Below are 23466 nucleotides of genomic sequence, written 5' to 3'. Positions count from 1 at the left end.
AACGCGCCAATAGCGAGGCATGCCCCGTTTTCAGTTCACCATCCACGCCACCGACGGCAAGGCGCGTCGCGGCACCATCGCCATGCAGCGCGGCGAGATCCGCACTCCCGCCTTCATGCCGGTCGGCACCGCCGCCACCGTGAAGGCGGTCAAGCCGCAGGACGTGCGCGCGTCCGGTGCCGACATCCTGCTCGGCAACACCTATCACCTGATGCTGCGCCCCACCGCCGAGCGGGTCGCGCGCCTAGGTGGGCTGCACAAGTTCATGGGCTGGGACCGGCCGATCCTCACCGATTCCGGCGGCTATCAGGTGATGAGCCTCTCGGAACTCACCAAGCGCAGCGAGGAAGGCGTCGCCTTCGCCTCGCACCTCGACGGCTCGCGCCACATGATGAGCCCCGAACGCTCGATGGAAATCCAGCGGCTGCTCGGCTCGGACATCGTGATGGCGTTCGACGAGCTGGTGCCGACCACCTCCACGCGCGAGGTGCAGGCCAAGGCGATGGAACGCTCGATGCGCTGGGCCAAGCGCAGCCGCGCCGGCTTCGATTCGGGCGAGGAGCATGCCGCCCGCGCCGCGCTGTTCGGGATCCAGCAGGGCGCGCTCGACGAGGGGCTGCGCAAGGCCAGCGCCGACGCGCTGAAGGATATCGGCTTCGACGGCTATGCGGTGGGCGGCCTTGCGGTCGGCGAGGGCCAGGAGGCGATGTTCGGTGTGCTCGACTATGCCCCCGGTCAGCTCGACGCGACCAAGCCGCGCTATCTGATGGGCGTCGGCAAGCCCGACGACATCGTCGGCGCGGTCGAGCGCGGGATCGACATGTTCGATTGCGTGCTGCCGACCCGCTCGGGCCGCACCGGCCAGGCGTTCACGCGCGAGGGCCCAATCAACATCCGCAACGCCAAGTTCGCCGAGGACCAGGGCCCGCTCGACCCCGCCTGCCCCTGCCCGGTCTGCAGCACCTGGAGCCGCGCCTATCTCCACCACCTCGTCCGCGCCGGCGAGATCCTCGGCGCGATGCTGATGACCGAGCACAATCTCTGGTTCTACCAGACCCTGATGGCCGACCTGCGCGCGGCGATCGAGGAACAGCGGCTCACGGCGTTCGCGAATGACTTCCGGGCGAAGTATCAGGCGAAGTAGGGGTGACGGGCGGCGGGTTGCGGCTGGGAAATCACAACGCGAGCCGTCTGCTTGCGCCCAAAACTCGACGTTCAGTACTGATCCGCACCGGCTCGAAAGCCTTCGCTAACGGGCGAAGGTATAGACTTCCGCGCCGGTTCCAATGACGAAGGAACGTCCGGTCGGTGAGAACCCAAAGACGCGGACCTCCGGGATGAAACCGGTGAATGTGGAAGGTTCACCGGTTTCCTGTGTTGGAGGAAGCAGGACCACGACATCGTTACTGCTGTTCGTCAACCGCCCCGACAAGCGCCAACCATCCTGCGTCTCAGTCGGCAGTGTGCCGCCGTAGATCGGCCCCGCAATCGTAACTTCCTGATCCGCAAGCGGTCCGATCCCTTGCGCCGTCCGCGTATCTTCATCGAACGGGAAGAGCGGATCATCGTCCCGAGCCAGAAGCTCTCCCGTGGTGCAATCAACAACCCCTCGACCATCATGAGTTGCCACCAGGAGCAAATCGGAAGCCGCTGCGAACCCTACACCGATAAGTCCGCCTGCTATGACGGTGTGGCACGACGTCCAAGGCGGGGCGGTGGTCTGTTGCGAGTCCGACATGAGCAATTGCTAGCGCGGCTTATGTTCGGTTTCCACCCGGTAGCGGTTGCAAGCAGACTGTCCGCAAACCACCACATCCAGCCGTTCGCCATCAGCAATTTCCCCGGCTGCGCTCCGCACCCCCACTAGGCAAAACTTGCCGCCCTGCCCCGCCTGCCGCGCCGCGCATCCTATAATCCGGGAAGGACCATCGTCGCCTGGAGCCTCGCTTGCCGCTTTCCCTCGACCGACCGCAGCGGGTGCTGTTCTACCTGCCGATGGTGACGAACTGGTGGTTCGTCCAGATCGTCGAGCCGCTGCTCCGCCGCCTCGCCGCGGAGGGCCATGAGGTCCACGTCCTCGCCCCCGCCCCCTGGTGCGGCACCGGGCTAGGGCCGGAGGAACTGACGCGCTGTACCGATCTGCCCGACGTGCGCTGGTACATCATGGACGGCCCCGACCATCCGAGCACCCGCACCGTCCCCGAGGATGCCGAGGGGCTGATCGGCTTCGTCCACAGCCTGGCGCCCGATGTGGTGCTGTGCCGCACCGCCGACCATGCCACCGCCGCGCGCTTCCCCGGCATCGTCCGGCTGCTGATGGAGGGCCGGTTCGAGCCCTTCGCGCCGCCGCCCCGCTGGATCCTGCTCGCCGAGCGGCCGCACGACCATGGCCTGCTCGCCGACCTCAGCGCCGAGCAACGCGCAAGGCTGCGCGGAATGATCGTGCCGGCCTGGGGGCGCCTCCAGCAGCGCCTCGCCCCGCCCGCGCACGAGCGCGCCGCGCTGTTCGATCGGCTCGGTATCCCGCAGGACCGCCCGGTACTGCTGCTGCCGCTCGAATGCGAGACAGAGGACAATTTCCTGGCGATGCACCGCGTCGGCCCCCGACCCAATTCGGCGCTGGTTCGCGCATTCGCCGAGCAGGTGGGCGACCGGGCCACGCTGGCGGTGACCAACCACCCGCTCAACGACTTGCATGTCGATGCCGATGCGCTGCTCGCCACGATCGGGGCGCACCCCAACGCCGTGCTGCTGCCACCTGCGGTCGGCGCGCTGCCGGCGACGCTGGCGATGGCACGCCATGCCGACGGCATGCTGCTCGGCGATTCGAAGACCTTCGCGCTGGCGGCGTTCTTCGGCGTGCCGATGCTCCGCCAGACCCGCTTCGCGACCGGTGCCTGGCTGAACGCCTATGCTGAGCTGCCCGAGTTTCTCGATGCCGTCACCACGGGCGCCGCCCGCACCCCGGCGGCCGAGGATGCGCAGCTCTGGTTTGCCCAGTGCCTGCTCAACGACGCGTTCGATGCCACCGGCCCGCAGGCCGATATGCTCGCGCGGATCGCGCGGCCGGTGGATCCGGACCGGTGGGAGGGTGCGCTCGGCTGGCTGGAACAGACGCTGCCGGCGCTGTTCGGGGCAGGAATACCAGCACCTGTGTGACGAAGAACCGAAGCCCCCGTCCATCGTCATCCCGGCGAAAGCCGGGATCCGTTGGGGCCTCCGTACCGGCGCTTGCTGAAACCGAGTGGCGAATGGATTCCGGCTTTCGCCGGAATGACAGCCTATGGGACAGGAAGGCTCAGCTCAGCGGGTAGAGCGCTGCGGCGACCCAGCGCAATTCGGCGCGGAGCACGCCCCAGGCGCGGGCGGCTGCGCGGCTGTCCATCGCCTCGATGCCGATGCCGCGCTTCTCCAGCGCCTTCACCAGGCTGAGCGGCGGCCGCACGAGCGTCGCGCCCGTGCCGAGCAGCAGGAACTCGGGCTGGGGGTCGAGCGCGAAGGCGGCGTCCAGGTCCGCCTCCGCCAACGCCGCGACCGCAGGCGGCGACCAGCCATCGGCGCGCTGCGGCGTGATGATCAGCCCGTGGTAGACATTCTCGTCGACGCGGAAGCCGCCACCGGAAAATCCGGAGATGAGCGGCCCCTCCGCGCTGCGCCGTTCGATCTTCATGTCAGGGGCGCTCGCGCGGACTTACGCGCTCGGCGTTGCTCGCGATCGAGTCCGTCTTTTCCGGCTTCACGCCCGGCTTGAGGCCCAGCGAGATCAGCAACGAGGAGGAGACGTAGATCGACGAATAGGTCCCGACCACGATGCCCAGCATCATCGCCGCAGTGAAGCCGCGCAGCACATGGCCGCCGAAGACCAGCAGCGAGGCAAGCGCGATCAGGATGGTGAGCGACGTCATCACCGTTCGCGGCAGCGTCTCGTTGACCGACAGGTCGATCAGCTCGCTCATGCCCATCTTGCGATACTTGCGCATATTCTCGCGGATACGATCGTCGATCACCATCTTGTCGTTGATCGAATAGCCGATGATCGTCAGCACCGCCGCAACGATGTTCAGGTCGAACACCATCCGGGTCAGCGCGAAGAAGCCCAGCGTCATCAGCACGTCGTGCAGGATGGCGACCGCGGTCGATACGCCGAACTGCCATTCGTAGCGCAGCCAGGAGAAGATCGCGATGCCGATGATCGCCAGCAGCACCGCGAGCACGCCGTTGCGGATCAGCTCGCCCGAAACCTTGCCCGAGACCGTCGAGTAGGTGGAGAAGGTGGCACCGGGGAATTTGGCGGCGACCGCCGTCTTCACGCGCTCGACCATCGCGTTGGTCGCCGCCGGATCGCTGGACCGCGGCACCGGCAGACGAATGGTCACGGCGTTGCGGCCGCCCATTTCCTGCAGCGTGGTTTCGCCATAGCCAAGCGCGTTCACCGTCGCGCGCAGCTCGTCGAGCGGCGGCGCGGTGGTGAACTTCTCTTCGATCGACACGCCGCCGATGAAGTCCACGCCGAAGTTGAGGCCGCGCGCCGCGACCAGCCCGATGGCGGCGATCGTCAGCAGCGCGGTGATCGCGAAGGCGATGAACCGGACGCGGACGAAGCCGATATTGGTGTTGTCGGGAACGATCTTGAGGAGCCGCATGTCGGCGCTTCCTTAAATATGGATCTCGCTCGGGCGCTTGCGGCGCAACCAGAGCGTGACGAGCATGCGCGTGAACACCACGGCGGTGAAGACGGAGCTGGCGATACCGAACAGCAGCACCACCGCGAAACCGCGGATCGGGCCCGAGCCGAGCACCAGCATGATCAGGCCGGCGATCGCGTGGGTGACGTTGGCTTCGAAGATGGTGCGGCTGGCTTCCTTGTAGCCCAGCTCCACCGCCTGCATCACGCTGCGACCGCGGCGGCGTTCCTCGCGGATACGCTCGTTGATCAGCACGTTGGCGTCCACCGCGGTACCGATGGTCAGCACGAAGCCGGCGATGCCGGGCAGGGTCAGCGTCGCGCTGATCAGGCCCATCAGCGCCAGGATGATCAGCACGTTGATGATCACCGCGATGTTCGCATAGACGCCGAAGCGGCCATAGGTGAGCACCATGAACACCACCACCGCCACGATCGCGATGATCGAGGCCGTGATGCCGGCGCGGATCGAATCATTGCCCAGTTCCGGGCTGACGGTCGATTCCTGCACGACCTTCAGGTTGATCGGCAGCTTGCCCGAGCGCAGTGCGACGGCGAGCTCGTTGGCGCTCTCGACCGTGAAGCCGCCCGAGATCGACGCGCTGCCGCCGAGGATCGGCGTGTTGATGTTGGGTGCCGAGATCACCTTGTTGTCGACGATGATCGCGAAGGGCTTGCCGGTATTCTCGGTGGTCACGCGGGCGAAGCGCTTGGCGCCGGCACCGTCGAGCTGCAGCGTCACGTCCGGGCGACCCTGCTCGTCATAGCTCTGCTTGGCATCGACCAGCATGTCGCCGGTGATCATCGCGGTACGGTTGACCACGATCGGCGCGCCATTCTCGTACTGCAGCAGCTGGGAGGTGACGGGGATGTCGCCGCTGGCGACCTGCTGCGGGGTGACGCTGGTGTCGACCAGCTTGAACTCGAGCTTGGCGGTCTTGCCGAGCAGCGCCTTGAGCTGGCTGGGATCCTGCAGACCCGGCACCTGCACGACGATGCGATTGGTGCCTTCGCGGATCACGGTCGGCTCGCGCGTGCCGAGGGCGTTGATGCGCTTGTCGACCACTTCGCGGGCGTCGCCCATCGCAGTTTCGATCTGCTGGTTCAGCCCCGCCTGGGTGGGGGTGAGCACGAAGACGCTGGAGTCGCGCACCGCGATTTCCCAGTCGCGCTGGCCGGTGGTGCCGACGCCGTTGGTCATCGGCAGCAGCTTCTCGCGCGCCGCATCGACCTTGCCGGGATCGCGGACCATGAAGCTGAGCTTGCCACCGGCAATCGAGATGTCACCGATTTCCACGCGCGGATCGCGGCGCATCGCCAGACGCACCTGCTCGCGCATCTGCTCGAGCTTGCTCTGCTGCACGTCGCTCACATCGCCCTCGAGCAGCAGGTAGGAACCACCCGCAAGGTCGAGGCCGAGATTGACGGCCGGCTTGGGCACCCAGTGCGGCCAGGTGTTGCGGATGCTCTCCGGCACCAGGCTCGGCACGGCGAGCAGGACCATCAGGGCAAGGCCGAGGGTGATCGACCAGACCTTCCAGCGCGGGAAATCGAGCATCAGTCGTTCGCAGGCTTGGCGCCGTGCGGGCGCACTTCGGCCAGCGTCGACTTGACCGCGCGGACCTTCACGTTCGGCGCGAGCTCGATCTCGACCTCGGTGTCGTCGACGCGGGTGACCTTGCCGATCAGACCGCCTGCGGTGATCACGGTGTCGTTCTTCTTCACCGCCTTCAGCGAGTCCTGCAGGGTCCGCATCCGCTTTTGCTGCGGACGGATCATCAGGAAGTAGAAGACGATGAAGATGACGACGAGCGGCGCTACCGACGCGATCCCGGCCAGAGTGCTACCCTGACCAGCCGCGCCCGCGGCCTGTGCATATGCTGGAGTGGCGAACATGGGTTCCCGAAAAGCCTGAAGTTAGGGACGCGGAATGGTCCCATTCAAGCCGCGGGCGCTACCATGCGGCGGAACAGGGCGCAACCATACGGGTGGCCGCGAGATTCCCGGGCGTGGGACGTGACGCGGTCGGCGCGTCCTATCCCGCGTCGCGACTTACCAGCAGCTTGTCGATCTTGCGGCCGTCCAGGTCGACGATCTCGAAACGCCAGCCCTGTTCGGTGAACACCTCGCCTTCGACCGGCAGATGCTTGAACACCGCCAGCGCCAGCCCGGCCACGGTCGCATAATCGCGATCCTCGGGCAGGTCGATGCCGAGCCGCTCGGCAAGCTGATCGGCCGGCGTCGCACCCGCGACAAGCAGGGAACCGTCCTCGCGCACGACGATGTTGGGGTTGTCGCCCGGCTCGGCGTCCGATGCGAACTCGCCCGCGATCGCGGCCAGCAGATTGGCCGGCGTGACGATGCCTTCGAAATGGCCATACTCGTCATGCACCAGCCCCATCGGAACCTCGGCCTGGCGGAGCGCGGTGAGCGCGTCCATCGCATCGACCTGGTCGGGCAGCACGGGGGCCTTGCGCATCAGCTTGCGCAAGTCGAGCGGTTCGCCGCGGAACAGCGCCGCGGCGATGTCGCGCGCCTGGACCACGCCGATCACCGCGTCGATCGAGCCTTCGGCGACCGGCAGGCGGGTGTGCGGCGTGGCCAGCAGTTCCTCGCGGATCCCCGCGCCGTCCAGATCCACGTCGAGCCAGTCGACCTGGGTGCGCGGCGTCATCACCTCGCGAACAGGCCGGTCGGCGAGGCGTACCACGCCGGAAATGATCGAGCGCTCATGCTCCTCGATCACGCCCGATTTGCTCGCCTCGGCAACGATCAGGTGCAGCTCCTCGGCGGTCACCCGATTTTCCGATTCGCGGTTCAGCCGCAGCAGACGGAAAACCAGACCGGTCGACGAATCGAGCAGCCACACGACCGGTGCGGTCCCCCAGGAGAGCCAGCGCATCGGCAGCGCCATGGCGGCGGCGATCGGCTCGGGCGAGCGCAGCGCGAACTGCTTCGGCACCAGCTCGCCGATCACCAATGAACCGAAGGTGGTGAGGCCGATGACCAGCGTGAGACCCAGCGTGTGGGCAAGCTCGGCGGAGAGGCCCAGTGCCTCGATCCGCTTGCCGACCGGCTCGCCCAGGCTCGCGCCCGAATAGGCGCCCGCAACAATGCCGATCAGCGTGATGCCGATCTGGACGGTGGACAGGAACTTGCCGGGATCCTCGGCAAGTTCGATCGCGGTCTTCGCGCCGCGATTGCCGAGCCGGGCCAGCGCCTCCAGCCGCGCCGGACGGGCGGAGACGATTGCCAGCTCCGACATCGAGAAAATGCCGTTGATCGCGATCAGCACGAAGATGATCGCTACGTCGATCCAGGGAAAAGGTGCGCTCATGGTGCACCGCCTCCATATCCGGAGCAGCGGCCAGTTCACAACCTTTTGCAGTGCCGGGCGCGATTTAGAGGTGCTGCGCCGCCAGAATCGCGGGATTGCTCGCCAATCCGTGGAGATAGGCGTGCCGCTCGAGCGAGCCCGGCTTCAGGCCTTTCAGATATTGCCGCTGCGCATGCGTGAGCTGGAACTGGCTGTATCCCCGGGCGCGCAGACAGCCGGCCACCGTATCCTGCAGCAGCGTGCGCACCTGCTTCATCCGCTCGGCGGGGCGGGTTCGCTCGACGATGCGGCCCGAATCATTGGCAATCTGCATCGCCCGATCGAGGTTGCCGCCGGTCATGCCGAGACTGGCCTCGTTGTTTTCGAGCTGACGCGACGCATCCTTGAAGACCTTGGCGGCGTCGGTGTTCGAGATGTCGAGATAATAGCCCTCGCGCCCGCATTCGACGGCATCGGCGCGATAGGTCTCCAGTGTCACACCGGGCTTGCCCCAGCTCAGCGTCGGCCGCTCGGCGGCACCGACGGCAACCGGCAGCAACACAAGGACCGCAGTCAGACAGCGCAGCATCGGCCTCTCCCGTTTCGGCGAAGATACCGCATTTGCCCGCAGCCGACCAGCGCAGCTCAGCGGCGCCGTTGAAAGAAGTCGCGAAGCAGCGCGCCCGCTTCCGCCTCGCCGATGCCGCCATAGATGTCCGGACGGTGGTGGCAGGTCGGCTGACCAAACAGGCGCGGCCCGTGCTCCACTGCGCCGCCCTTGGGATCGCTGGCGCCGTAATAGAGGCGGGCGATTCGTGCATGGGCGATGGCACCGGCACACATGGCGCAGGGCTCCAATGTCACCCACAGGTCGCAATCTTCCAGCCGATCGCGGCCGAGCATCTGCGCGGCGGCGCGAATCGCCAACATCTCGGCATGCGCCGTGGGATCCCGCAGCGCGCGGGGGGCGTTGGCGGCCGTGGCGATGATATGGCCGTCCCGCAGCACGACCGCACCGACGGGAACCTCGCCCGCGGCGGCTGCCGCCTCGGCAGCGTCGAGCGCCGCGCGCATGGGTGGGGGAATCGGAAACATCGCGTCCGGCTTAGCGGGGGCAACCGCCCGGGTCACCTGCTCAGGCGGCGACCGTTCCCCGCCGCCGCAACAGGCGCCATAGCGCATAGCCGGCGCCCGGAAGAAAGCCGAGCACCGTCAGCCCGCAAGCAAGCTGGAAGGGGCGGCCCGCCCCTTCCTCCAGATAAACCCCCAGCGGCGGCAGCAGGGCCGCCGCCGCGAGTCGGGCAGGCCGGCGCGTCACCGGGCGGGTGTCGCCGTCGCCTCGGGCGCCTTCTGGACGTCGATGGTCGGCAGCTTCACCTGCTTTTCCTTCATCTCGACGGTCGGCACGCGCACCGTGCTGTTCGATTCGCCCACCGCCACCTTGCCCGTTTCGGCCGATACGGTCGGCAGCTTGCCGCCCCGCACGTCGACATTGAGGAAGCCCAGCGCGATCAGCACCACGGCGACCAGCACCAGAATTCCCAGCAACCCCAGGATTGCGCGCATCCCAATCTCCTCCTATCGTTACAGCTGCCCAACGCCCCGGCGGCGAGCGGGTTGCGCGGCCGTTCCTCGTGAATCGGTTGACTGCAGCACGCATCGACGCTAACAGCGCGGCCTTTCCGGCTTTCTGCCCAACTCAGGATTTGAAGCGATGTCGCGCATTTGCGAGCTGACCGGCAAGGGCCGGCAGGTGGGACACAATGTTTCCCACGCCAACAACAAGACCAAGCGTACGTTCCTGCCGAACCTGCAGAACGTCACGCTGATCTCCGATTCGCTCAACAAGAGCATCCGCCTGCGCGTCTCGACGCACGGCCTGCGTTCGGTCGAGCATGTCGGCGGCCTGGACAACTGGCTGCTGAAGTCGCGTGACGAGGATCTCTCGCTGCGCGCGCGTCGTCTGAAGCGCGAAGTGCGCAAGGCGACCACCGGCACCGCCGAAGCGGCCTGATCTTCCCTCAGGTCAACGGTTTGGCCCGCTACTGCATGAGCGGTGGCGGGTTTTTCCGTGCCTGCGATCCTACAGATCCAGGCGAAACTTGAGCAGCAGCGTCTGCTGCCACCATTGCTCGTTGTCGTCCGAGATCATCCACAAGACGAGCGAATCGCCCTCTCGCTGCACCGCGAGCCCTTCGAAATTGTCGTGCTGGAGCGGTGCGGAAAAATCCGCGATCTCGATTCCGCGCAGCACCTGCCCCGGCTTCGCGCCGCGGATGTCGACCAGCTCGATCTTGACCGTGAACAGCGACGGGATGGCAAACCGCCGCACGAGCACCAGCAACCGCCCATCCGGCAGCAGCGCGGCATCGCTCGGATCATAGTGCGCGGGCGGCACATAGGCGAGCCGCACGGGTTCGGGATGCCCGATGGTCGGATCGTGGGGAAACAGGAGCACTTCCCGCTGGTCCCGCTGGCCGCCCAGCGGACGCGCCGTCTCGCCGATCACGAGGAAGCGGCCATCGGGCAGGCGAACCATCGATTCGGGACCGCCATTCTGCGGCCACCGCACCATTGCCTTGGGACGCTCGACGCCGAGTCCTTTGCTGAAATCGGCATTGTACCGGAAAATCGCATTGTGCGATTCAAACCCGACCCAGATCAGGCCGCTCACCGGATCCCGGGTCATCGATTCCGAGTCGCGATCGCCCTTATAGGCGCTGGTGCCGGGCCCGGCGGGCAGATCATCGAACCGGATCTCGCTTGGCCGCCAGTCGCTGCCCATCCGGAACCGCACGAGATTGCCCCGGTCGCTAAGCAGGGTGAAGCGATCGCCGACGACACTCAGCGCGGAAAAGCCGGAAAAGCCAAGGTCCGGGCTGGTGAGGCGCACCCCGCCCAGATAGCGGAGCCGGCCGACGGTTACCCTGCGCGCGTCACCGGGGGCGAGCGGCACCGATGTCGCATGAAGGATCGGATCGCGGCCGAGCGGCGTCCGCAATTCCTTGCCGGACGCGGAGATCGCCAGGATCGCGAGCGCAATCGGCGGTAGGGCGAGCAGGCGGGGCCGAAGGCGCATGGCGGCGTTGTAGCAATTCCTGCTGCCCCGGCTAGTGCTGCACCTGCGAAGATGAACGGCAAATAACCAAGTCGTTCAGGGTTCGGTCAAGGGAACCGCCCTATTCGATACGTGTTGTACGCGTACATTTGCTCTCGCGTAGCGTATCGAGAGACGCCGGGGGCCGGATCCGCAAGGATCCGGCCCCCTTGTTCGTTCAGTACATGTGCTGGCCGCCGTTGATCGACAGCGTCGATCCGGTGACGAAGCCGCCCTCCTCGGCGCAGAGGAACGCCACCGCGCGCGCGATCTCGTTCGCCTGGCCAAGTCGGCCGACGGGGATCTTGGCGACGATCTTCTCCAGCACGTCCGCCGGCACCGCCGCGACCATGTCCGTATCGATATAGCCCGGGGCGATCGCGTTGACGGTCACACCGAAGCGTGCGCCTTCCTGCGCCAGCGCCTTGGTGAAGCCGTGGATGCCCGACTTGGCGGCGGCATAGTTCACCTGGCCATACTGGCCGGCCTGGCCGTTGATCGAGCCGATATTGACGATGCGGCCCCATTTGCGGGTGCGCATGCCCGGGAACACGGCATGCGCCATGTTGAAGCAGCCGCCCAGGTTGATGCGGATCACGTCTTCCCACATGTCGCGGGTCATCTTCAGGATGGTGCCGTCGCGGGTGATGCCGGCATTGTTGACGACGATGTCGACCGGGCCGAGCTCCGCTTCCACCTGCTGCACACCAGCGGCGCAGGCATCGAAATCGCCCACGTCCCACTTATAGGCCTTGATCCCGGTACGTTCGGTGAAGGCGGCGGCCTTCTCGTCATTGCCGGCATAATTGGCCGCGACGGTGACGCCGGCGTCCTTGAGCGCCAGACTGATCGCCTCACCAATACCGCGGGTGCCGCCGGTGACGATCGCTACACGTGCCATGTGCCTTCCTCTCCAAATCAAACCCAAGAAATGGCTAGGCGGGGTCCACCCAGCCGGCAAGTTCGCGCCCGATGATATGTCGGAGCAACCCCATGCCCGCGCCGCTATCATTGAGACAAGGCAAATATGCGAAATTCGTACCGCCCGCTTCGACGAAGGACTCGCGGCCACGAATCGCCAGTTCTTCCAGCGTTTCCAGGCAATCGGCCGAGAAACCCGGTGCGACGATCGCCACGCGCTTGATGCCCCTGGCGGGCAGCGCCTCGAGCATCGTGTCGGTCGCCGGCTCCAGCCATTTGGCGCGGCCGAATCGCGACTGGAAGGTGACGATCAGCTCCCGCCCCAGCGCCTCGCCCAGCAGGCGGCCGGTCTTGCGGCAGTGGCAGTGATAGGGGTCGCCCAGCTCCAGCGTACGTTGCGGCATCCCGTGGAAGCTCGCGATCACCGCATCCGGGGTGAAGTCCAGCGCCGCCAGCCCCTCCTCGACGCTCGTCTTCAGCGCGGCGATATAGGCCGGGTCGTCGTAATAGGGGGGCAGCGTGCGCAGCGCCGGCTGCCAGCGCATCGCCATCAGCGCGGCGAAGGCGACGTCATTGGCGGTCGCGGTCGTCGCAGCACAATATTGCGGGTAGAGCGGCGCCACCAGAATGCGCTCGCACCCCTGCGCCTTCAGCGCCGCGATCTGCTCGCCGACCGAGGGCTTTCCGTAGCGCATCGCGTGCAGCACCGTCACGCCGGGGCCGAACGCTCCCTCCAGCCCGCGCGCCTGTGCCTTGGTGATCGCGGCGAGCGGCGAGCCGTCCTCGCGCCACACTTGGGCATAGGCGTGCGCCGATTTCTTCGGTCGCGTACGCAGGATGATGCCGCGCAGGATCGGCTGCCACAGAAGCGGCGGAATCTCGACCACGCGGCGATCGGACAGGAACTCGCCCAGATAGCGCTTCACCGCGCCGGGATCGGGCGCGTCGGGGGTACCGAGGTTGACCAGCAGCACGCCGATGCGAGCAGGCGGGATCGTCGGGTGATCGGCAGGCAGGGTCATTCGGCGTCCGATAGCAGGGGCAGGCGGCGGAACCGCGTGCCGGTGGCGGTTTGCAGCGCATTGGCGATGGCCGGCGCGGTCGGCGGAACGGCGAGCTCGCTGACGCCGCCGGGATCCGATCCGCTCGGCAGGATCTCGACGGTGATGTCCGGCGTGTTCGCCAGGGTCGGCAGGTTGAGATCGGCAAGGGTCTGCACATCGGCGATGTTCTCGCTGATCGTGGTCACCGCCCCCAGCGCCGCGGCAAGACCGAACAGCAGTCCGCCCTCGATCTGCTGGCGGACGAGATCGGGGTTCACCACCCGCCCGCAATCCACCGCCGCCACCAGCCGCTCGACGACGATCTCGCGTTGCGGGGTCAGATGCGCTTCGGCCATCACGGCGATGTAGGAACCGCGAAAGGCGTGCGCCGCCAGCCCCTGCCCGCTGCCCGGCTCGCCGCCCTGCCAGCCGCCGAGCTGCGCGGCCGTCTGCAGGCAGCGCGCCAGCCGCGGCTGGTTGCCCAGCATCGCCATGCGGAACGACAGCGGATCACGGTTGGCGACATGCGCCAGTTCGTCGACGAAGCTTTCGGCGAAGAAGCAGGTGTAGCTGTGTGCGCCGGAGCGCCAATAGCCGGTCGGCACGCCGATCTCGGCAGGATGGTGATCCACCGCGAGGTTCGGGATCGCATAGGCCGGGGCGATCCCCTCGACCGCGGCGGGGTCGTGCATGCCGGGCATCGCCAGTCCTGCCGCTGCGACCGCATCGCCGGCGAGGAGGCGCCTGGCCAGCTCGCGGCCGGTCGCCGGGGCGGCGACCTTGGCCAGCCAGGCGGAAATGGTGCCCCCCTGCCCCAGCTTGGCGGTGAGCCGCGCGGCCGCGGCGGGGCGGAATCGGTCGCGCCGCAGATCCTCGTCGCGCGGCCAGGTCAGCTGCACCGGCCGCTGGACGGATTGCGAGATCAGCGCCGCCTGCACCGCCGCATCCACCTCCAGCTTCGCGCCGAAGGATCCGCCGCCAAGCATCGCATGCACCGTCACCCGCGCCGGATCGAGGCCCAGCGCCTTTGCTGCCGCGGCACGCGCAAGCCCCGGCGCCTGAGTCGGCAGCCAGAGCGACAGCCGGCCATGCGCATAGTCCGCGGTGCAGGTCATCGGCTCCAGCGGCGCATGCGGGGCGAGGCCGACGCGATAGTCCGCCGTCACCACCCGCGCGCCGCGAAAGTCGCCGCCCAGGTCGCCGCGTGCCTCGATGCGGGTGCCGTCGCCGGACAGCGCGGCATCCAGCGCGGTATCGATGCTGTCGTCGTTGACCACGGCCGCGGGGTTGCGGAAGCGGGGGCGCATCGCCTGCAGGGCGCGCTCGGCGGCCCACCAGTTGCTCGCCACCGCCGCCACCCACTGCTTGGTAGTGACGATCGAGAGCATCCCGCGCACGCGATTCGCCGCCGCGCGGTCGACATGAACGAGCTCGGTCTCGCCGATCGGCCCCTGCCGGATCGCCGCGAACACCAGGTTCGGCAAGCGTATGTCGGCGGCGAAGTTGGCGCTGCCGTCGATCTTGGCCGGGGCATCGAGCCGCGGCAGCGGCTGGCCATAGAGGCGTCCAGCCTCGCCACCGCGGAGCGGCGGTTGTGCCGGGGCCTTTTCCCGCGCCGCCGCTTCGGCGAGATCGCCAAAGCCCAGCCGCTGGCTGCCATGGATCACGCTGTTGCCGGCGGTGCCGCAGGCCTGCCAGTCGACGCCCCAGCGCCGCGCCGCCGCCTTGCACAACATTACCCGCGCGGCGGCCCCCGCCTGTCGGAGGTCATCCTCGAAGCTGCGGACCGAAGTGGAACCGGCGGTCAGCACCAGGTCCGCGCGGGCCGCATGGCTGCGCTGCAGCGTGTCCGGCAGGCTGCCGAGGGTGGCGGCGAACAGCGTCTGGGCGGCGAGCGCATTGGCATAGAGCGGGTTGAGCGGTGCGGGCTCGACGCCGACCAGCTGCCAGTCCGCCCCCAGCTCGTCGGCAAGGATCTGGGGGAGCGCGGTATAGACGCCCTGCCCCATCTCCGCCTGGGGTACCGCGACGCGCACCTGCCCGTCTCGGCCGATCTTGAGCCAGGCGCCGAACAGGCTTTCACCGGGGCCGGCGGCAAGATTCGGCGCATAGCTGCGCGGCCACAGGCCCCAGGCGACGATCAGCCCCAGCCCGGCACCCCCACCGATCAACAATCTGCGACGATCGAGCCTGGTGCGGGGTGCGGAAGTGCCAGCCATCGACCCGCTCTATCGCGCCCTGCGGCCCCACGCCAGCATGGGCTTTCGATCACGCTGATCGCTCCCCCTTGGGTTTGCGGCGATTTGGCTCTATCGCGAAGGCCAATCGCATTTCACGCCGGGGAAAATCGTGCTGCCCACCCTGCTCGCCGCTGCCGGCGGACATCTTCACTACGCCGATCTCCACCTCGATCCGGTGGCGATCAACCTCGGCTTCTTCCAGATCAAATGGTATTCGCTCGCCTATATCAGCGGCATCCTGCTGGGTTGGCTGTACCTGATGAAGCTGCTGGCGCAGCCCGGTGCGCCGATGGCGCGGCGGCATGCCGATGATCTCGTCTTCTATGCGACGCTCGGCATCATCCTGGGCGGCCGGCTTGGCTATGTGCTTTTCTACGCACCGGAGATGTTGCGGACGCCGCTGCAGATCCTGATGCTGTGGGAAGGCGGCATGAGCTTCCATGGCGGCGTGATCGGCACCTCGCTGGCGATCCTCTGGCTGTCCTGGCAGCACAAGCTCAACTGGCTGCGCATCCACGACTATGTGGTGTGCTGCGCACCCTTCGGGCTGTTCTTCGGCCGCCTCGCCAACTTCGTGAACGGCGAGCTGTGGGGCAAGCCGGGCGACGTGCCCTGGGCGATCGTGTTCCGCGGCACCGTGCGGGCCGGCCTGCCCGAGCCCGCGCGCCACCCCAGCCAGCTCTACGAGGCCGGCCTTGAGGGGCTGCTGCTGTTCGCCGTGCTCTGGTTCTTCTTCTGGCGCACCGACTCGCGCTACCAGCCAGGCAAGCTCGCCGGCATCTTCCTGCTCGGCTACGGCCTGTGCCGCTTCTTCGTCGAGTTCTTCCGCGAGCCCGATCGCCAGCTGGTGTGGCTGGTCGATCTGACCGGTCTGCACATGGGTCAGTGGCTGTGCCTGCCGATGATCGCGGGGGGCATCTTCCTCATCGTCACCGCCCCCGGCCGCCGCAAGCGGATCGAGGCGATCACCGGCCCCAGCGTCGCCTGACAGACGCACGATGACCAATCCCCTCGACGCGCAGCCGGACGATCGTCGCGAGAACGCCGCTGAACCGGCACTGCCGGAGCGGCTGGCGCGGGCGATCACCCTTGCCGGGCCGATCCCGCTCTCGCAGTTCATGGGGGCGGCCAACGCACATTATTACGCCACGCGCGATCCGCTGGGCGCTCGCGGCGACTTCACCACCGCACCCGAGATCAGCCAGATGTTCGGGGAGCTGATCGGTCTGTGGCTGGCCGACCTGTGGGACCGTGCCGGGCGCCCGGAGACGGCGCGCTATGTGGAGTTCGGCCCCGGCAGGGGCACGCTGGCCGCGGACGCGCTGCGGGCGATGGGCAAGGCGGGCTTCGCCCCCCCGGTCGATTTTCTGGAGACGAGCCCGGTACTGCGATCGGCCCAGAAGGAACACGTGCCGCAGGCCGAATGGCATCTCGATCTTGTCGGGCTGCCCGAGGATGCGCCGCTGCTGGTGGTGGCGAACGAGTTTTTCGACGCACTGCCGATCCGCCAGCTGGTGCATACCGCGCAAGGCTGGCGCGAACGGCTGGTCGCCTGCCAGGACACGCTGTTCCTGCCGGTGACCGGCGACCGCGGCTTCGATCCGGTGATACCGCCCGCGCTGCGCGACGCCGCGCCGGGCTCGATCCTGGAGACCTCCCCCGCCAGCGTCGCGCTGCTGCGTGCGCTTGCCCAGCGGCTGCTGGCGCAGGGAGGCGCCGCGCTGATCCTCGATTACGGCTATGAGGGCCCGGCGATCGGCGACACGCTGCAGGCGGTGCGCGGCCATGCCTTCGCCAATCCGTTCGATGCGCCCGGCGAGGCGGACCTTACCGCCCATGTCGATTTCGGCACGCTCAGGGAAGCGGCCGAGGCCGAAGGGCTGACCGTGCACGGCCCCGTCACGCAGGGCGATTTCCTCAAGGCGCTCGGGATCGACGAGCGCGCCCGCGCGCTGGCACGCGTGGCGCCCGAGCGCGGCGACGCCATCGCCGCCGACCGCAACCGGCTGGTAGGAGACGATCAGATGGGCGCGCTGTTCAAGGTGCTGGCGATCACCGCGCCGGGCTGGCCGGTACCGGCGGGGTTCGCATGACCTTCCGCGACGCCATGCCGGCCGATGCGAGCGCGATCGACGCGGTGTTCCGCGAGAGCTTCAAGGCGACCTTTGCGCACCTCTATGCGCGCGAGGATCTCGCCAGCTTCCTCGACAGGTTCACCGTCGAAGGCTGGGCGGCAGAGATTGCCGATCCCGCCTTTGCGTTTCGGGTGCTGGAGGATGCAGATGGCATCGCGGGCTATTGCAAGCTCGGGCCGATCAGCCTGCCCGCCACGCCCGAAGGCCCGGCGATCGAACTGCGCCAGCTCTATCTGCTGGAACGCGCCAAGGGCAGCGGTGCGGCGCAGGCGCTGATGGACTGGGCGCTCGCGACCGCGCGCGCGCGCGGTGCGACCGAGCTCTGGCTCTCCGTCTATATCGACAACCACCGCGCCAAGCGCTTCTACGAGCGCTACGGCTTCGAGGATCGTGGACCCTATGCCTTCATGGTGGGCAACCATGCCGATGAAGATCGGCTGATGCGGCTGGCGCTGTGAGCGGGGTCGATCCCGTTCGCGCCCGCGCGCTTGCCGGCGTGCCGCATGGCTTTCTCGGCCGCGCCGGAGGCGTGTCGACCGGGATGGTCGCCGGGCTGAACGTCGGCACCGGCTCGAACGACGATCCGGGTGCGATCGCGCAGAACCGGCGGCTCGCGGTGCAGGCCGTGCTGCCCGGCGCGCGGCTGGTCACCGTCTATCAGGTGCATTCCGCGGACGCGGTGACGGTAGTCGCACCGTTTGACGAAGATCTGCGCCCCCGCGCCGATGCGCTGGTCACGAACCGTCCGGGGCTGGTGCTCGGCATCCTTACCGCTGATTGCGCGCCCGTGCTGTTCGCCGATCGCGAAGCGGGTGTGGTCGGGGCGGCACATGCCGGATGGAAGGGCGCGATCGGCGGCGTGACCGACTCCACCATTTCCGCGATGGAGGCGCTGGGCGCCCGCCGCGAGCATATCGCCGCCGCGGTCGGCCCCTGCATCGCACGTGCCAGCTACGAGGTGGATGCCGCCTTTTTCCAGCGCTTCTGCACGCAGGATGCAGCCAACGAACGCTTCTTTGCGGATGGCCGGCCCGAGCATTTCCAGTTCGACCTGGAGGCTTATGTCGTCCATCGGCTCGCGCTGGCCGGCCTGCGCACGATCGAGGCGCTGGGCCTCGACACCTACCCGAACGAGGACCGGTTCTTCAGCTTCCGTCGCGCGACCCACCGGCTGGAACCCGATTATGGCCGACAGATCAGCCTGATCGGGCTGCCGGGGTAAGCGCCTTCGCCGTCACCCCAGCGAAAGCTGGGGTTTCTCAGGGCTCGACGAGAACGGAACGCGCTCCTGCAAGAGACGCCAGCGTGCGCTGGCATGACGCTTGGGGAAAGGCGCCTTCCAAAGCCGAAGGGCATTACGCCGCGTCTTCCACCCGCACTTCCGGCGGATGCAGCCGCAGGCGGTTCACCTTGCGCTCGTCGGCATCGATCACCTCGAGCTTCCAGCCGCTGTCATGCTCCAGGCATTCGCCCACCGCGGGCACATGGCCTGCCAGCACGAAGGCGAGCCCGCCGATCGTGTCGACATCCTCCTCCACCTCGGCCAGCCGCGGATCCACCGTCTCGGCGACGTCCTCCAGCTCGGCGCGGGCATCGGCTTCCCAGCCGCCACCGTCGATCGGCACGATCAGCGCGGCGGGCGCCTCGTCATGCTCGTCCTCGATCTCGCCGACGATCTCCTCGATCAGGTCCTCGATCGTGATCAGCCCCTCGGTGCCCGAATATTCATCGAGCACGATGGCAAGGTGAGTGCGCTTCACCCGCATCTGCGCGAGCAGGTCGAGCGCGCCCATCGACTGTGGGACGTAGAGCGGCTGGCGGATCAGTCCGGCGATGCTGGGCGGATGGGCCTCGCCCTTGGCCAGGATCTCGAACACGTCCTTGATGTGGACCATGCCGATGATCGTATCGAGTTCCTCGCGATAGACCGGCAGGCGGCTATGGCCCGCCTCGGCGAAGAGCTGGACGAGGTCGGGGAAGCTGGTCTGCTCCTCCACCGCAATGATATCCGCGCGGGGTACACCCACGTCGCCGGCATCGCGCTCGCCGAAGTGCAGCAGGTTCTTGAGCATCTGGCGCTCGATCGGGGCGAGGTCGCCTGCCGGCGGGGTGCCGCCGTCGCTCTCATGCTCCTCGATGGCTTCTTCCAGCCGCTCGCGCAGCGTCTCTTCCTGTTCCTCGCCGAACAGGAGTGCGCGCAGACTGCGCCAGATGCCCCCATTTTCGTGTCGGTGTTCGGGCGAGCCGGTACTAGGGCCCTCGTTCATGCTGGTGTTCAATCCTCGCGTACGGGATAGGGATCGTGCAGGTTCAGCGCTGCCATGGCGGCCTGTTCCATCGCCTCCATGGCCTCCGCCTCGCCATCCTCGATATGGTCATAGCCTAGCAGATGCAGCATGCCATGAACAATCAGGTGCGTGGCATGATCTTCCACGGAAATGCCGCGCTCTTCCGCTTCCACCGAACAGACGCCGTGCGCAAGCACGATATCGCCCAGCAATACTTCGCCATCATCGCTGTTCTGGGTGACGGCGTCGAGCAGATCGGGCTGGATCATCGGGAAGGACAGCACGTTGGTCGGCTTGTCCTTGTCGCGATACTGGCGATTGAGGGTGTGGACTTCGTCGTCGCTGGTGAAGCGCACCGCCACTTCGATCGCGGTCGGCGAGCCCCGCCAATCGGCATAGGGCGTCTGCGCGATGGCAGCCTCGGCCGCGCGCAGCGCAAGCGATTCCCACTCGCCATCCGGCCAGGGCGCTTCGGGGAGGGCGGCAACGTCGAGCATCAGGCGAGGTCCGTCTTGGAGAAATCGTCGCCCTTGTAGAGCAGACGCGCATCATGGGATTTGGCGCACGCATAGGCGAAGCAGTCGCCCATGTTGAGTCCGTCCGGGTGCCGGCCCTTGCCGAACTGCTGATAGGCATCGAGCGCCAGTTCCAGCTCGCGGGCACCGATCGACACCAGCTTCAGCCCGAGCTGGTCGGCGTGGAGCGTCGCTTCCTGGCGTGCTGCGGTCATATCCATTTCGCGCGAACGCGAGAGCGCGGCGACGGTTTCCCAGGCGACCATTGCCGACCAGAGCGCCGGCGCGCCCTCGACTGCCTCGACCACCAGCCGATCGCGCTCGGGTTCCTCAGCGATGATCGCGATCATCGCCGATGCGTCGACGAACAGCGTCAAGCCTCGCCCCACAGCTCGTCGAAAAAGGCCTTGTTGGCAGGCAGGCCGATCGGCGGCGGCAGCGGATGGGCACGGCGATGCGCATCGAGCTTGCGAAGCACGTCCTGCGCTCTGTCTTTGGCCTCGAGCTCGGCCTTCCGCCGCAACAGGCTGTCGCGCACTGCCTCGGTCTTGGTGGTGCCGAGCGCGGCCGCGACCTCGGCGGCAAGCGCCGCGGTGTCCGGGTCCTTGATGTAGAGCGATGCCACGCCGCGCCTCCGAAAGGGATATCCCGAATGTAGAATGGGATATCCCAGCCTTCAACCTTCGCCCTCATAGGCCGCGACGATGCGGCCGACGATCGGGTGGCGCACCACGTCGCCCACGCCGAAGCGGACCATCGAGATGCCCTCCACGCCCTCCAGACGGTGGACCGCGTCGTTCAGCCCCGAGGCGTTTGGCCCGCCGGGCAAGTCGGTCTGGTTGGGGTCGCCGCAGATCACCATCCGGCTGTTCTGGCCGAAACGGGTGAGGAACATCTTCATCTGCATCGGCGTGGTGTTCTGCGCCTCGTCGAGGATGACGAACGCATCGGCCAGCGTCCGGCCGCGCATGAACGCGATCGGCGCGATCTCGATCTCGCCGCTGGCGATGCGCCGCTCCACCTGCTCGGCGGGCAGGCAATCGTAGAGCGCGTCGTAGATCGGGCGGAGATAGGGATCGACCTTCTCCTTCATGTCACCGGGGAGGAAGCCCAGCCGCTCGCCCGCTTCCACCGCGGGGCGCGAAAGAATCAACCGCTGGACGCTGCCGGTGATCAGCTGCGCGACGGCCTGCGCCACGGCCAGATAGGTCTTGCCGGTACCCGCCGGGCCGAGCGCGAAGATCAGGTCGTTCGAGGCGAGCTCGCGCATGTAATGCGTCTGCGTCACCGAACGCGGCACGATCGTCTTCTTCCGCGTCCGGATCATGATCGAAGGTTTCGGCGCGCCGCCGGCAGGCTCGGCCCGGACGATTCCCGTGAACATCGGCTCGCTCGACATCGCGATCACCGCATCGATGAGCCCGCCATCCACATCCTCGCCGCGAATGACCCGGCTGTGCAGCTCCTGCAGCACCTCGCGCGCGTGCGCCACCACCTCCGCGGAACCCTCGATCACTACCCGCTGCCCGCGCGCGTGGATGTACACGCCCAGCCGCTCCTCGAGCATCAGCAGGTTGGAATCGAATTCTCCGAAGAGCTGCGGCAGGAGCTGGGGCTTGTCGAAGGTAACCTCTACCCGGGAGCGATCACCGGACTGGGCTGGGACAGGCTTGCGGCTCATGCGGTCCTTTCGATGTTGGCGACGGGCGCGAAATCCCTGCCGCTCCGAAGGAGCAAAGCCTGGCAGGAGACGGAGGTTCCGTGGCGCATGGTCTGACGGGAGGATGGCAGAGGTTCGGATCGTTGCACAGAGGCTAGATGGGGTGCCGCCTTCGATATCGCCAGCATGTGACTGCCGAGCGACAGCCGGTCCGAAAGCTGGGCGCCTGCCCCCCCGCTCAGGCCGAGGCTGCGACTAGTTCGCGCCCCGCCAGCGAGTTGGGCCCCGCGCTGACCAGCTCCACCTCGATCAGGTCGCCGATCCTAGCGCTCGTTTCCAGATGGACCGACTGGAGCCAGGGCGACTTGCCGATCATCTGGCCGGGCTTGCGTCCGACCCGCTCGATCAGCACCGAACAGCGCCGCCCGACGCTTGCGGCATTGAACGCCTGCGAATGCCGGCCCAGCGCCGCCTGCAAGCGCTGCAGCCGCTCGTCGGCCACCGCCTCGGGCAGATATTGGTCGACCAGCTCGGCCGCCGGGGTGCCGGGGCGCGGCGAATATTTGAAGCTGAAGCACTGCGCATATCCAACCGCGTCGACCAGCTGCAGCGTTTCCTCGAACTCCGCCTCGGTCTCGCCGGGGAAGGCGACGATGAAATCGCCCGAAAGCGCGATGTCCGGCCGCGCGGCGCGGACGCGCTCGAGGATGCGGAGATAGGAATCGCGCGTGTGGCTGCGGTTCATCGCCTTGAGGATACGGTCGCTGCCCGCCTGAACCGGCAGGTGCAGAAACGGCATCAGCTTGGGCACATGGGCGTGCGCCTCGATCAATCCATCGGCCATGTCGTTGGGATGGCTGGTGGTGTACCGAATGCGGGCGAGCCCCTCGATCCGGTCCAGCGCGATGATCAGGTCATGCAGGCCGCGGCCGTCGTCGTCGCCCCAGGCGTTGACGTTCTGGCCAAGCAGCGTGATCTCGCGTGCGCCGGCATCGACCAGCGCCCTGGCCTCGTCGACGATCGCGGCATAAGGGCGGCTCACTTCTGCGCCGCGCGTGTAGGGCACCACGCAATAGGTGCAGAACTTGTCGCACCCTTCCTGCACGGTGAGGAACGCGCTCGCGCCCACCTTGCGGCGGGTGGGCAGCTTGCCGAACTTGCTCGCGATCGGCATGTCGGTGTCGAGGCCCAGCTCGCCCTTGGCGGCCTTGTCCACCAGGTCCGGCAGATTGTGATAGGCCTGCGGGCCGACCACCACGTCCACCTTGGCGCGGCGGGCAATCTCCTCGCCCTCGGCCTGCGCCACGCAGCCGGCGACCGCGATCATCGGCTTTCCCGCCTCGCGCAGCTTGAGCCGGCCGATCTCCGAATAGACCTTCTCGGTCGCCTTCTCGCGGATATGGCAGGTGTTGAGGACAACGAGATCGGCTTGGTCGGCATCCGCGGCGACGAGGCCCTGGGCGGCCATCAGCTCGCCCATGCGCTCGCCATCATAGACGTTCATCTGGCAGCCGTACGACTTGACGTGATAGGTCTTGGGGGTGGTCATGATCGGCGCGCCTATACG

27 protein-coding genes are annotated in these 23466 nt (G+C 67.4%); 7 read left to right on the top strand and 20 right to left on the bottom strand.

The window, feature by feature from the left end:
- Window positions 1-19: 19 nt before the first annotated feature.
- The gene (tgt, locus tag OIM94_RS14600) at window positions 20-1144 is read left to right on the top strand and encodes a tRNA guanosine(34) transglycosylase Tgt (RefSeq protein ID WP_264607422.1); all 1125 of its coding nucleotides are present in this window, start codon (window positions 20-22) and stop codon (window positions 1142-1144) included.
- A gap of 105 nt (window positions 1145-1249) precedes the next feature.
- On the opposite strand, the gene OIM94_RS14595 is transcribed toward tgt, so the two are convergent.
- Entirely contained in the window at window positions 1250-1630 is a 381-nt protein-coding gene (locus tag OIM94_RS14595; protein ID WP_264607421.1) for a hypothetical protein, read from the bottom strand.
- 317 nt (window positions 1631-1947) lie between these two features.
- On the opposite strand from OIM94_RS14595, the gene OIM94_RS14590 reads away from it, so the two are divergent.
- A complete protein-coding gene (locus OIM94_RS14590) occupies window positions 1948-3159 on the top strand; it encodes a hypothetical protein (protein ID WP_264607420.1) in 1212 nt (403 codons plus the stop codon).
- 139 nt (window positions 3160-3298) lie between these two features.
- On the opposite strand, the gene OIM94_RS14585 is transcribed toward OIM94_RS14590, so the two are convergent.
- The 9 genes from OIM94_RS14585 to OIM94_RS14545 form a co-directional block, all read right to left on the bottom strand.
- Window positions 3299-3670, bottom strand: a complete 372-nt coding sequence (locus OIM94_RS14585) for an Mth938-like domain-containing protein (protein WP_264607419.1) — start codon at window positions 3668-3670, stop codon at window positions 3299-3301.
- A gap of 1 nt (window position 3671) precedes the next feature.
- A complete protein-coding gene (gene secF, locus OIM94_RS14580) occupies window positions 3672-4643 on the bottom strand; it encodes a protein translocase subunit SecF (protein ID WP_264607418.1) in 972 nt (323 codons plus the stop codon).
- A gap of 12 nt (window positions 4644-4655) precedes the next feature.
- Window positions 4656-6242 carry a protein translocase subunit SecD gene (gene secD / locus OIM94_RS14575; RefSeq protein ID WP_264607417.1) on the bottom strand — a complete coding sequence of 529 codons (1587 nt, stop codon included), beginning with the start codon at window positions 6240-6242 and terminating at the stop codon, window positions 4656-4658.
- The gene (gene yajC / locus OIM94_RS14570) at window positions 6242-6580 is read right to left on the bottom strand and encodes a preprotein translocase subunit YajC (RefSeq protein ID WP_264607416.1); all 339 of its coding nucleotides are present in this window, start codon (window positions 6578-6580) and stop codon (window positions 6242-6244) included. Before yajC ends, secD begins: the two co-directional genes overlap by 1 nt.
- A gap of 139 nt (window positions 6581-6719) precedes the next feature.
- The gene (locus tag OIM94_RS14565; protein WP_264607415.1) at window positions 6720-8021 is read right to left on the bottom strand and encodes a hemolysin family protein; all 1302 of its coding nucleotides are present in this window, start codon (window positions 8019-8021) and stop codon (window positions 6720-6722) included.
- A gap of 64 nt (window positions 8022-8085) precedes the next feature.
- On the bottom strand, window positions 8086-8589 hold the full coding sequence (locus tag OIM94_RS14560) for a hypothetical protein (RefSeq protein ID WP_264607414.1): 504 nt from the start codon (window positions 8587-8589) through the stop codon (window positions 8086-8088).
- Between the two features lie 56 nt (window positions 8590-8645).
- Window positions 8646-9074: a nucleoside deaminase gene (locus OIM94_RS14555; protein ID WP_264607413.1), complete on the bottom strand. Its 429-nt coding sequence runs from the start codon at window positions 9072-9074 to the stop codon at window positions 8646-8648.
- A 61-nt stretch (window positions 9075-9135) separates the two neighbouring features.
- On the bottom strand, window positions 9136-9318 hold the full coding sequence (locus tag OIM94_RS14550) for a YqaE/Pmp3 family membrane protein (RefSeq protein WP_264607412.1): 183 nt from the start codon (window positions 9316-9318) through the stop codon (window positions 9136-9138).
- Window positions 9315-9566: a hypothetical protein gene (locus OIM94_RS14545; RefSeq protein WP_264607411.1), complete on the bottom strand. Its 252-nt coding sequence runs from the start codon at window positions 9564-9566 to the stop codon at window positions 9315-9317. The genes OIM94_RS14550 and OIM94_RS14545 overlap by 4 nt, the downstream gene beginning before the upstream one ends.
- A gap of 148 nt (window positions 9567-9714) precedes the next feature.
- Here OIM94_RS14545 and rpmB point away from each other — a divergent pair, with 148 nt between their 5' ends.
- Window positions 9715-10014, top strand: coding sequence for a 50S ribosomal protein L28 (gene rpmB, locus OIM94_RS14540; RefSeq protein ID WP_264607410.1), 300 nt, complete (start codon window positions 9715-9717; stop codon window positions 10012-10014).
- A gap of 69 nt (window positions 10015-10083) precedes the next feature.
- On the opposite strand, the gene OIM94_RS14535 is transcribed toward rpmB, so the two are convergent.
- From OIM94_RS14535 to OIM94_RS14520, 4 genes are all read right to left on the bottom strand, one after another.
- Window positions 10084-11079, bottom strand: coding sequence for an esterase-like activity of phytase family protein (locus tag OIM94_RS14535; protein ID WP_264607409.1), 996 nt, complete (start codon window positions 11077-11079; stop codon window positions 10084-10086).
- A gap of 196 nt (window positions 11080-11275) precedes the next feature.
- The gene (gene phbB, locus OIM94_RS14530; RefSeq protein WP_264607408.1) at window positions 11276-11998 is read right to left on the bottom strand and encodes an acetoacetyl-CoA reductase; all 723 of its coding nucleotides are present in this window, start codon (window positions 11996-11998) and stop codon (window positions 11276-11278) included.
- A gap of 34 nt (window positions 11999-12032) precedes the next feature.
- On the bottom strand, window positions 12033-13040 hold the full coding sequence (gene hemH, locus OIM94_RS14525; protein WP_264607407.1) for a ferrochelatase: 1008 nt from the start codon (window positions 13038-13040) through the stop codon (window positions 12033-12035).
- A complete protein-coding gene (locus tag OIM94_RS14520; RefSeq protein ID WP_264607406.1) occupies window positions 13037-15280 on the bottom strand; it encodes a xanthine dehydrogenase family protein molybdopterin-binding subunit in 2244 nt (747 codons plus the stop codon). The genes hemH and OIM94_RS14520 overlap by 4 nt, the downstream gene beginning before the upstream one ends.
- A gap of 127 nt (window positions 15281-15407) precedes the next feature.
- Here OIM94_RS14520 and lgt point away from each other — a divergent pair, with 127 nt between their 5' ends.
- From lgt to pgeF, 4 genes are read left to right on the top strand one after another with little or no spacing between them, the layout of a single operon-like run.
- Window positions 15408-16289 carry a prolipoprotein diacylglyceryl transferase gene (gene lgt, locus OIM94_RS14515; protein WP_413716403.1) on the top strand — a complete coding sequence of 294 codons (882 nt, stop codon included), beginning with the start codon at window positions 15408-15410 and terminating at the stop codon, window positions 16287-16289.
- A 10-nt stretch (window positions 16290-16299) separates the two neighbouring features.
- Complete coding sequence (locus OIM94_RS14510) at window positions 16300-17394, top strand: class I SAM-dependent methyltransferase (protein WP_264607404.1); 1095 nt, start codon at window positions 16300-16302, stop codon at window positions 17392-17394.
- Window positions 17391-17894, top strand: a complete 504-nt coding sequence (locus tag OIM94_RS14505) for a GNAT family N-acetyltransferase (RefSeq protein ID WP_264607403.1) — start codon at window positions 17391-17393, stop codon at window positions 17892-17894. Before OIM94_RS14510 ends, OIM94_RS14505 begins: the two co-directional genes overlap by 4 nt.
- Entirely contained in the window at window positions 17891-18658 is a 768-nt protein-coding gene (gene pgeF, locus OIM94_RS14500) for a peptidoglycan editing factor PgeF (protein WP_264607402.1), read from the top strand. Before OIM94_RS14505 ends, pgeF begins: the two co-directional genes overlap by 4 nt.
- A 133-nt stretch (window positions 18659-18791) precedes the next feature.
- Here pgeF and OIM94_RS14495 read toward each other — a convergent pair whose 3' ends face one another.
- The 6 genes from OIM94_RS14495 to miaB form a co-directional block, all read right to left on the bottom strand.
- A complete protein-coding gene (locus tag OIM94_RS14495) occupies window positions 18792-19703 on the bottom strand; it encodes a hemolysin family protein (protein ID WP_264607401.1) in 912 nt (303 codons plus the stop codon).
- Window positions 19704-19711: 8 nt separating this feature from the next.
- The gene (gene ybeY, locus OIM94_RS14490) at window positions 19712-20221 is read right to left on the bottom strand and encodes an rRNA maturation RNase YbeY (protein WP_264607400.1); all 510 of its coding nucleotides are present in this window, start codon (window positions 20219-20221) and stop codon (window positions 19712-19714) included.
- Window positions 20221-20616: a type II toxin-antitoxin system VapC family toxin gene (locus OIM94_RS14485; RefSeq protein ID WP_264607399.1), complete on the bottom strand. Its 396-nt coding sequence runs from the start codon at window positions 20614-20616 to the stop codon at window positions 20221-20223. Before OIM94_RS14485 ends, ybeY begins: the two co-directional genes overlap by 1 nt.
- Window positions 20613-20864, bottom strand: a complete 252-nt coding sequence (locus tag OIM94_RS14480; RefSeq protein WP_264607398.1) for a type II toxin-antitoxin system VapB family antitoxin — start codon at window positions 20862-20864, stop codon at window positions 20613-20615. The genes OIM94_RS14485 and OIM94_RS14480 overlap by 4 nt, the downstream gene beginning before the upstream one ends.
- Window positions 20865-20915: 51 nt before the next feature.
- Complete coding sequence (locus OIM94_RS14475) at window positions 20916-21920, bottom strand: PhoH family protein (protein WP_264607397.1); 1005 nt, start codon at window positions 21918-21920, stop codon at window positions 20916-20918.
- A 217-nt stretch (window positions 21921-22137) separates the two neighbouring features.
- Window positions 22138-23448 carry a tRNA (N6-isopentenyl adenosine(37)-C2)-methylthiotransferase MiaB gene (miaB, locus tag OIM94_RS14470; RefSeq protein ID WP_264607396.1) on the bottom strand — a complete coding sequence of 437 codons (1311 nt, stop codon included), beginning with the start codon at window positions 23446-23448 and terminating at the stop codon, window positions 22138-22140.
- Window positions 23449-23466: the final 18 nt, after the last annotated feature.

Origin of the sequence: Sphingomonas sp. R1, from assembly GCF_025960285.1 — a bacterium.
Taxonomy (GTDB): domain Bacteria; phylum Pseudomonadota; class Alphaproteobacteria; order Sphingomonadales; family Sphingomonadaceae; genus Sphingomonas.
Note: the sequence above shows the minus strand (reverse complement) of the source record. Positions and strands in the feature narration are given on the sequence as shown.

What these genes read in the sequence shown, in the direction of transcription:
- tgt (WP_264607422.1), top strand. Translation starts at nt 20, where the DNA reads ATGCCCCGTTTTCAGTTCACCATCCACGCCACCGACGGCAAGGCGCGT.
- OIM94_RS14585 (WP_264607419.1), bottom strand. Translation starts at nt 3,670, where the DNA reads ATGAAGATCGAACGGCGCAGCGCGGAGGGGCCGCTCATCTCCGGATTT.
- secF (WP_264607418.1), bottom strand. Translation starts at nt 4,643, where the DNA reads ATGCGGCTCCTCAAGATCGTTCCCGACAACACCAATATCGGCTTCGTC.
- secD (WP_264607417.1), bottom strand. Translation starts at nt 6,242, where the DNA reads ATGCTCGATTTCCCGCGCTGGAAGGTCTGGTCGATCACCCTCGGCCTT.
- yajC (WP_264607416.1), bottom strand. Translation starts at nt 6,580, where the DNA reads ATGTTCGCCACTCCAGCATATGCACAGGCCGCGGGCGCGGCTGGTCAG.
- OIM94_RS14565 (WP_264607415.1), bottom strand. Translation starts at nt 8,021, where the DNA reads ATGAGCGCACCTTTTCCCTGGATCGACGTAGCGATCATCTTCGTGCTG.
- OIM94_RS14560 (WP_264607414.1), bottom strand. Translation starts at nt 8,589, where the DNA reads ATGCTGCGCTGTCTGACTGCGGTCCTTGTGTTGCTGCCGGTTGCCGTC.
- OIM94_RS14555 (WP_264607413.1), bottom strand. Translation starts at nt 9,074, where the DNA reads ATGCGCGCGGCGCTCGACGCTGCCGAGGCGGCAGCCGCCGCGGGCGAG.
- OIM94_RS14545 (WP_264607411.1), bottom strand. Translation starts at nt 9,566, where the DNA reads ATGCGCGCAATCCTGGGGTTGCTGGGAATTCTGGTGCTGGTCGCCGTG.
- rpmB (WP_264607410.1), top strand. Translation starts at nt 9,715, where the DNA reads ATGTCGCGCATTTGCGAGCTGACCGGCAAGGGCCGGCAGGTGGGACAC.
- OIM94_RS14535 (WP_264607409.1), bottom strand. Translation starts at nt 11,079, where the DNA reads ATGCGCCTTCGGCCCCGCCTGCTCGCCCTACCGCCGATTGCGCTCGCG.
- phbB (WP_264607408.1), bottom strand. Translation starts at nt 11,998, where the DNA reads ATGGCACGTGTAGCGATCGTCACCGGCGGCACCCGCGGTATTGGTGAG.
- hemH (WP_264607407.1), bottom strand. Translation starts at nt 13,040, where the DNA reads ATGACCCTGCCTGCCGATCACCCGACGATCCCGCCTGCTCGCATCGGC.
- OIM94_RS14520 (WP_264607406.1), bottom strand. Translation starts at nt 15,280, where the DNA reads ATGGCTGGCACTTCCGCACCCCGCACCAGGCTCGATCGTCGCAGATTG.
- OIM94_RS14510 (WP_264607404.1), top strand. Translation starts at nt 16,300, where the DNA reads ATGACCAATCCCCTCGACGCGCAGCCGGACGATCGTCGCGAGAACGCC.
- OIM94_RS14505 (WP_264607403.1), top strand. Translation starts at nt 17,391, where the DNA reads ATGACCTTCCGCGACGCCATGCCGGCCGATGCGAGCGCGATCGACGCG.
- OIM94_RS14495 (WP_264607401.1), bottom strand. Translation starts at nt 19,703, where the DNA reads ATGAACGAGGGCCCTAGTACCGGCTCGCCCGAACACCGACACGAAAAT.
- ybeY (WP_264607400.1), bottom strand. Translation starts at nt 20,221, where the DNA reads ATGCTCGACGTTGCCGCCCTCCCCGAAGCGCCCTGGCCGGATGGCGAG.
- OIM94_RS14475 (WP_264607397.1), bottom strand. Translation starts at nt 21,920, where the DNA reads ATGAGCCGCAAGCCTGTCCCAGCCCAGTCCGGTGATCGCTCCCGGGTA.
- miaB (WP_264607396.1), bottom strand. Translation starts at nt 23,448, where the DNA reads ATGACCACCCCCAAGACCTATCACGTCAAGTCGTACGGCTGCCAGATG.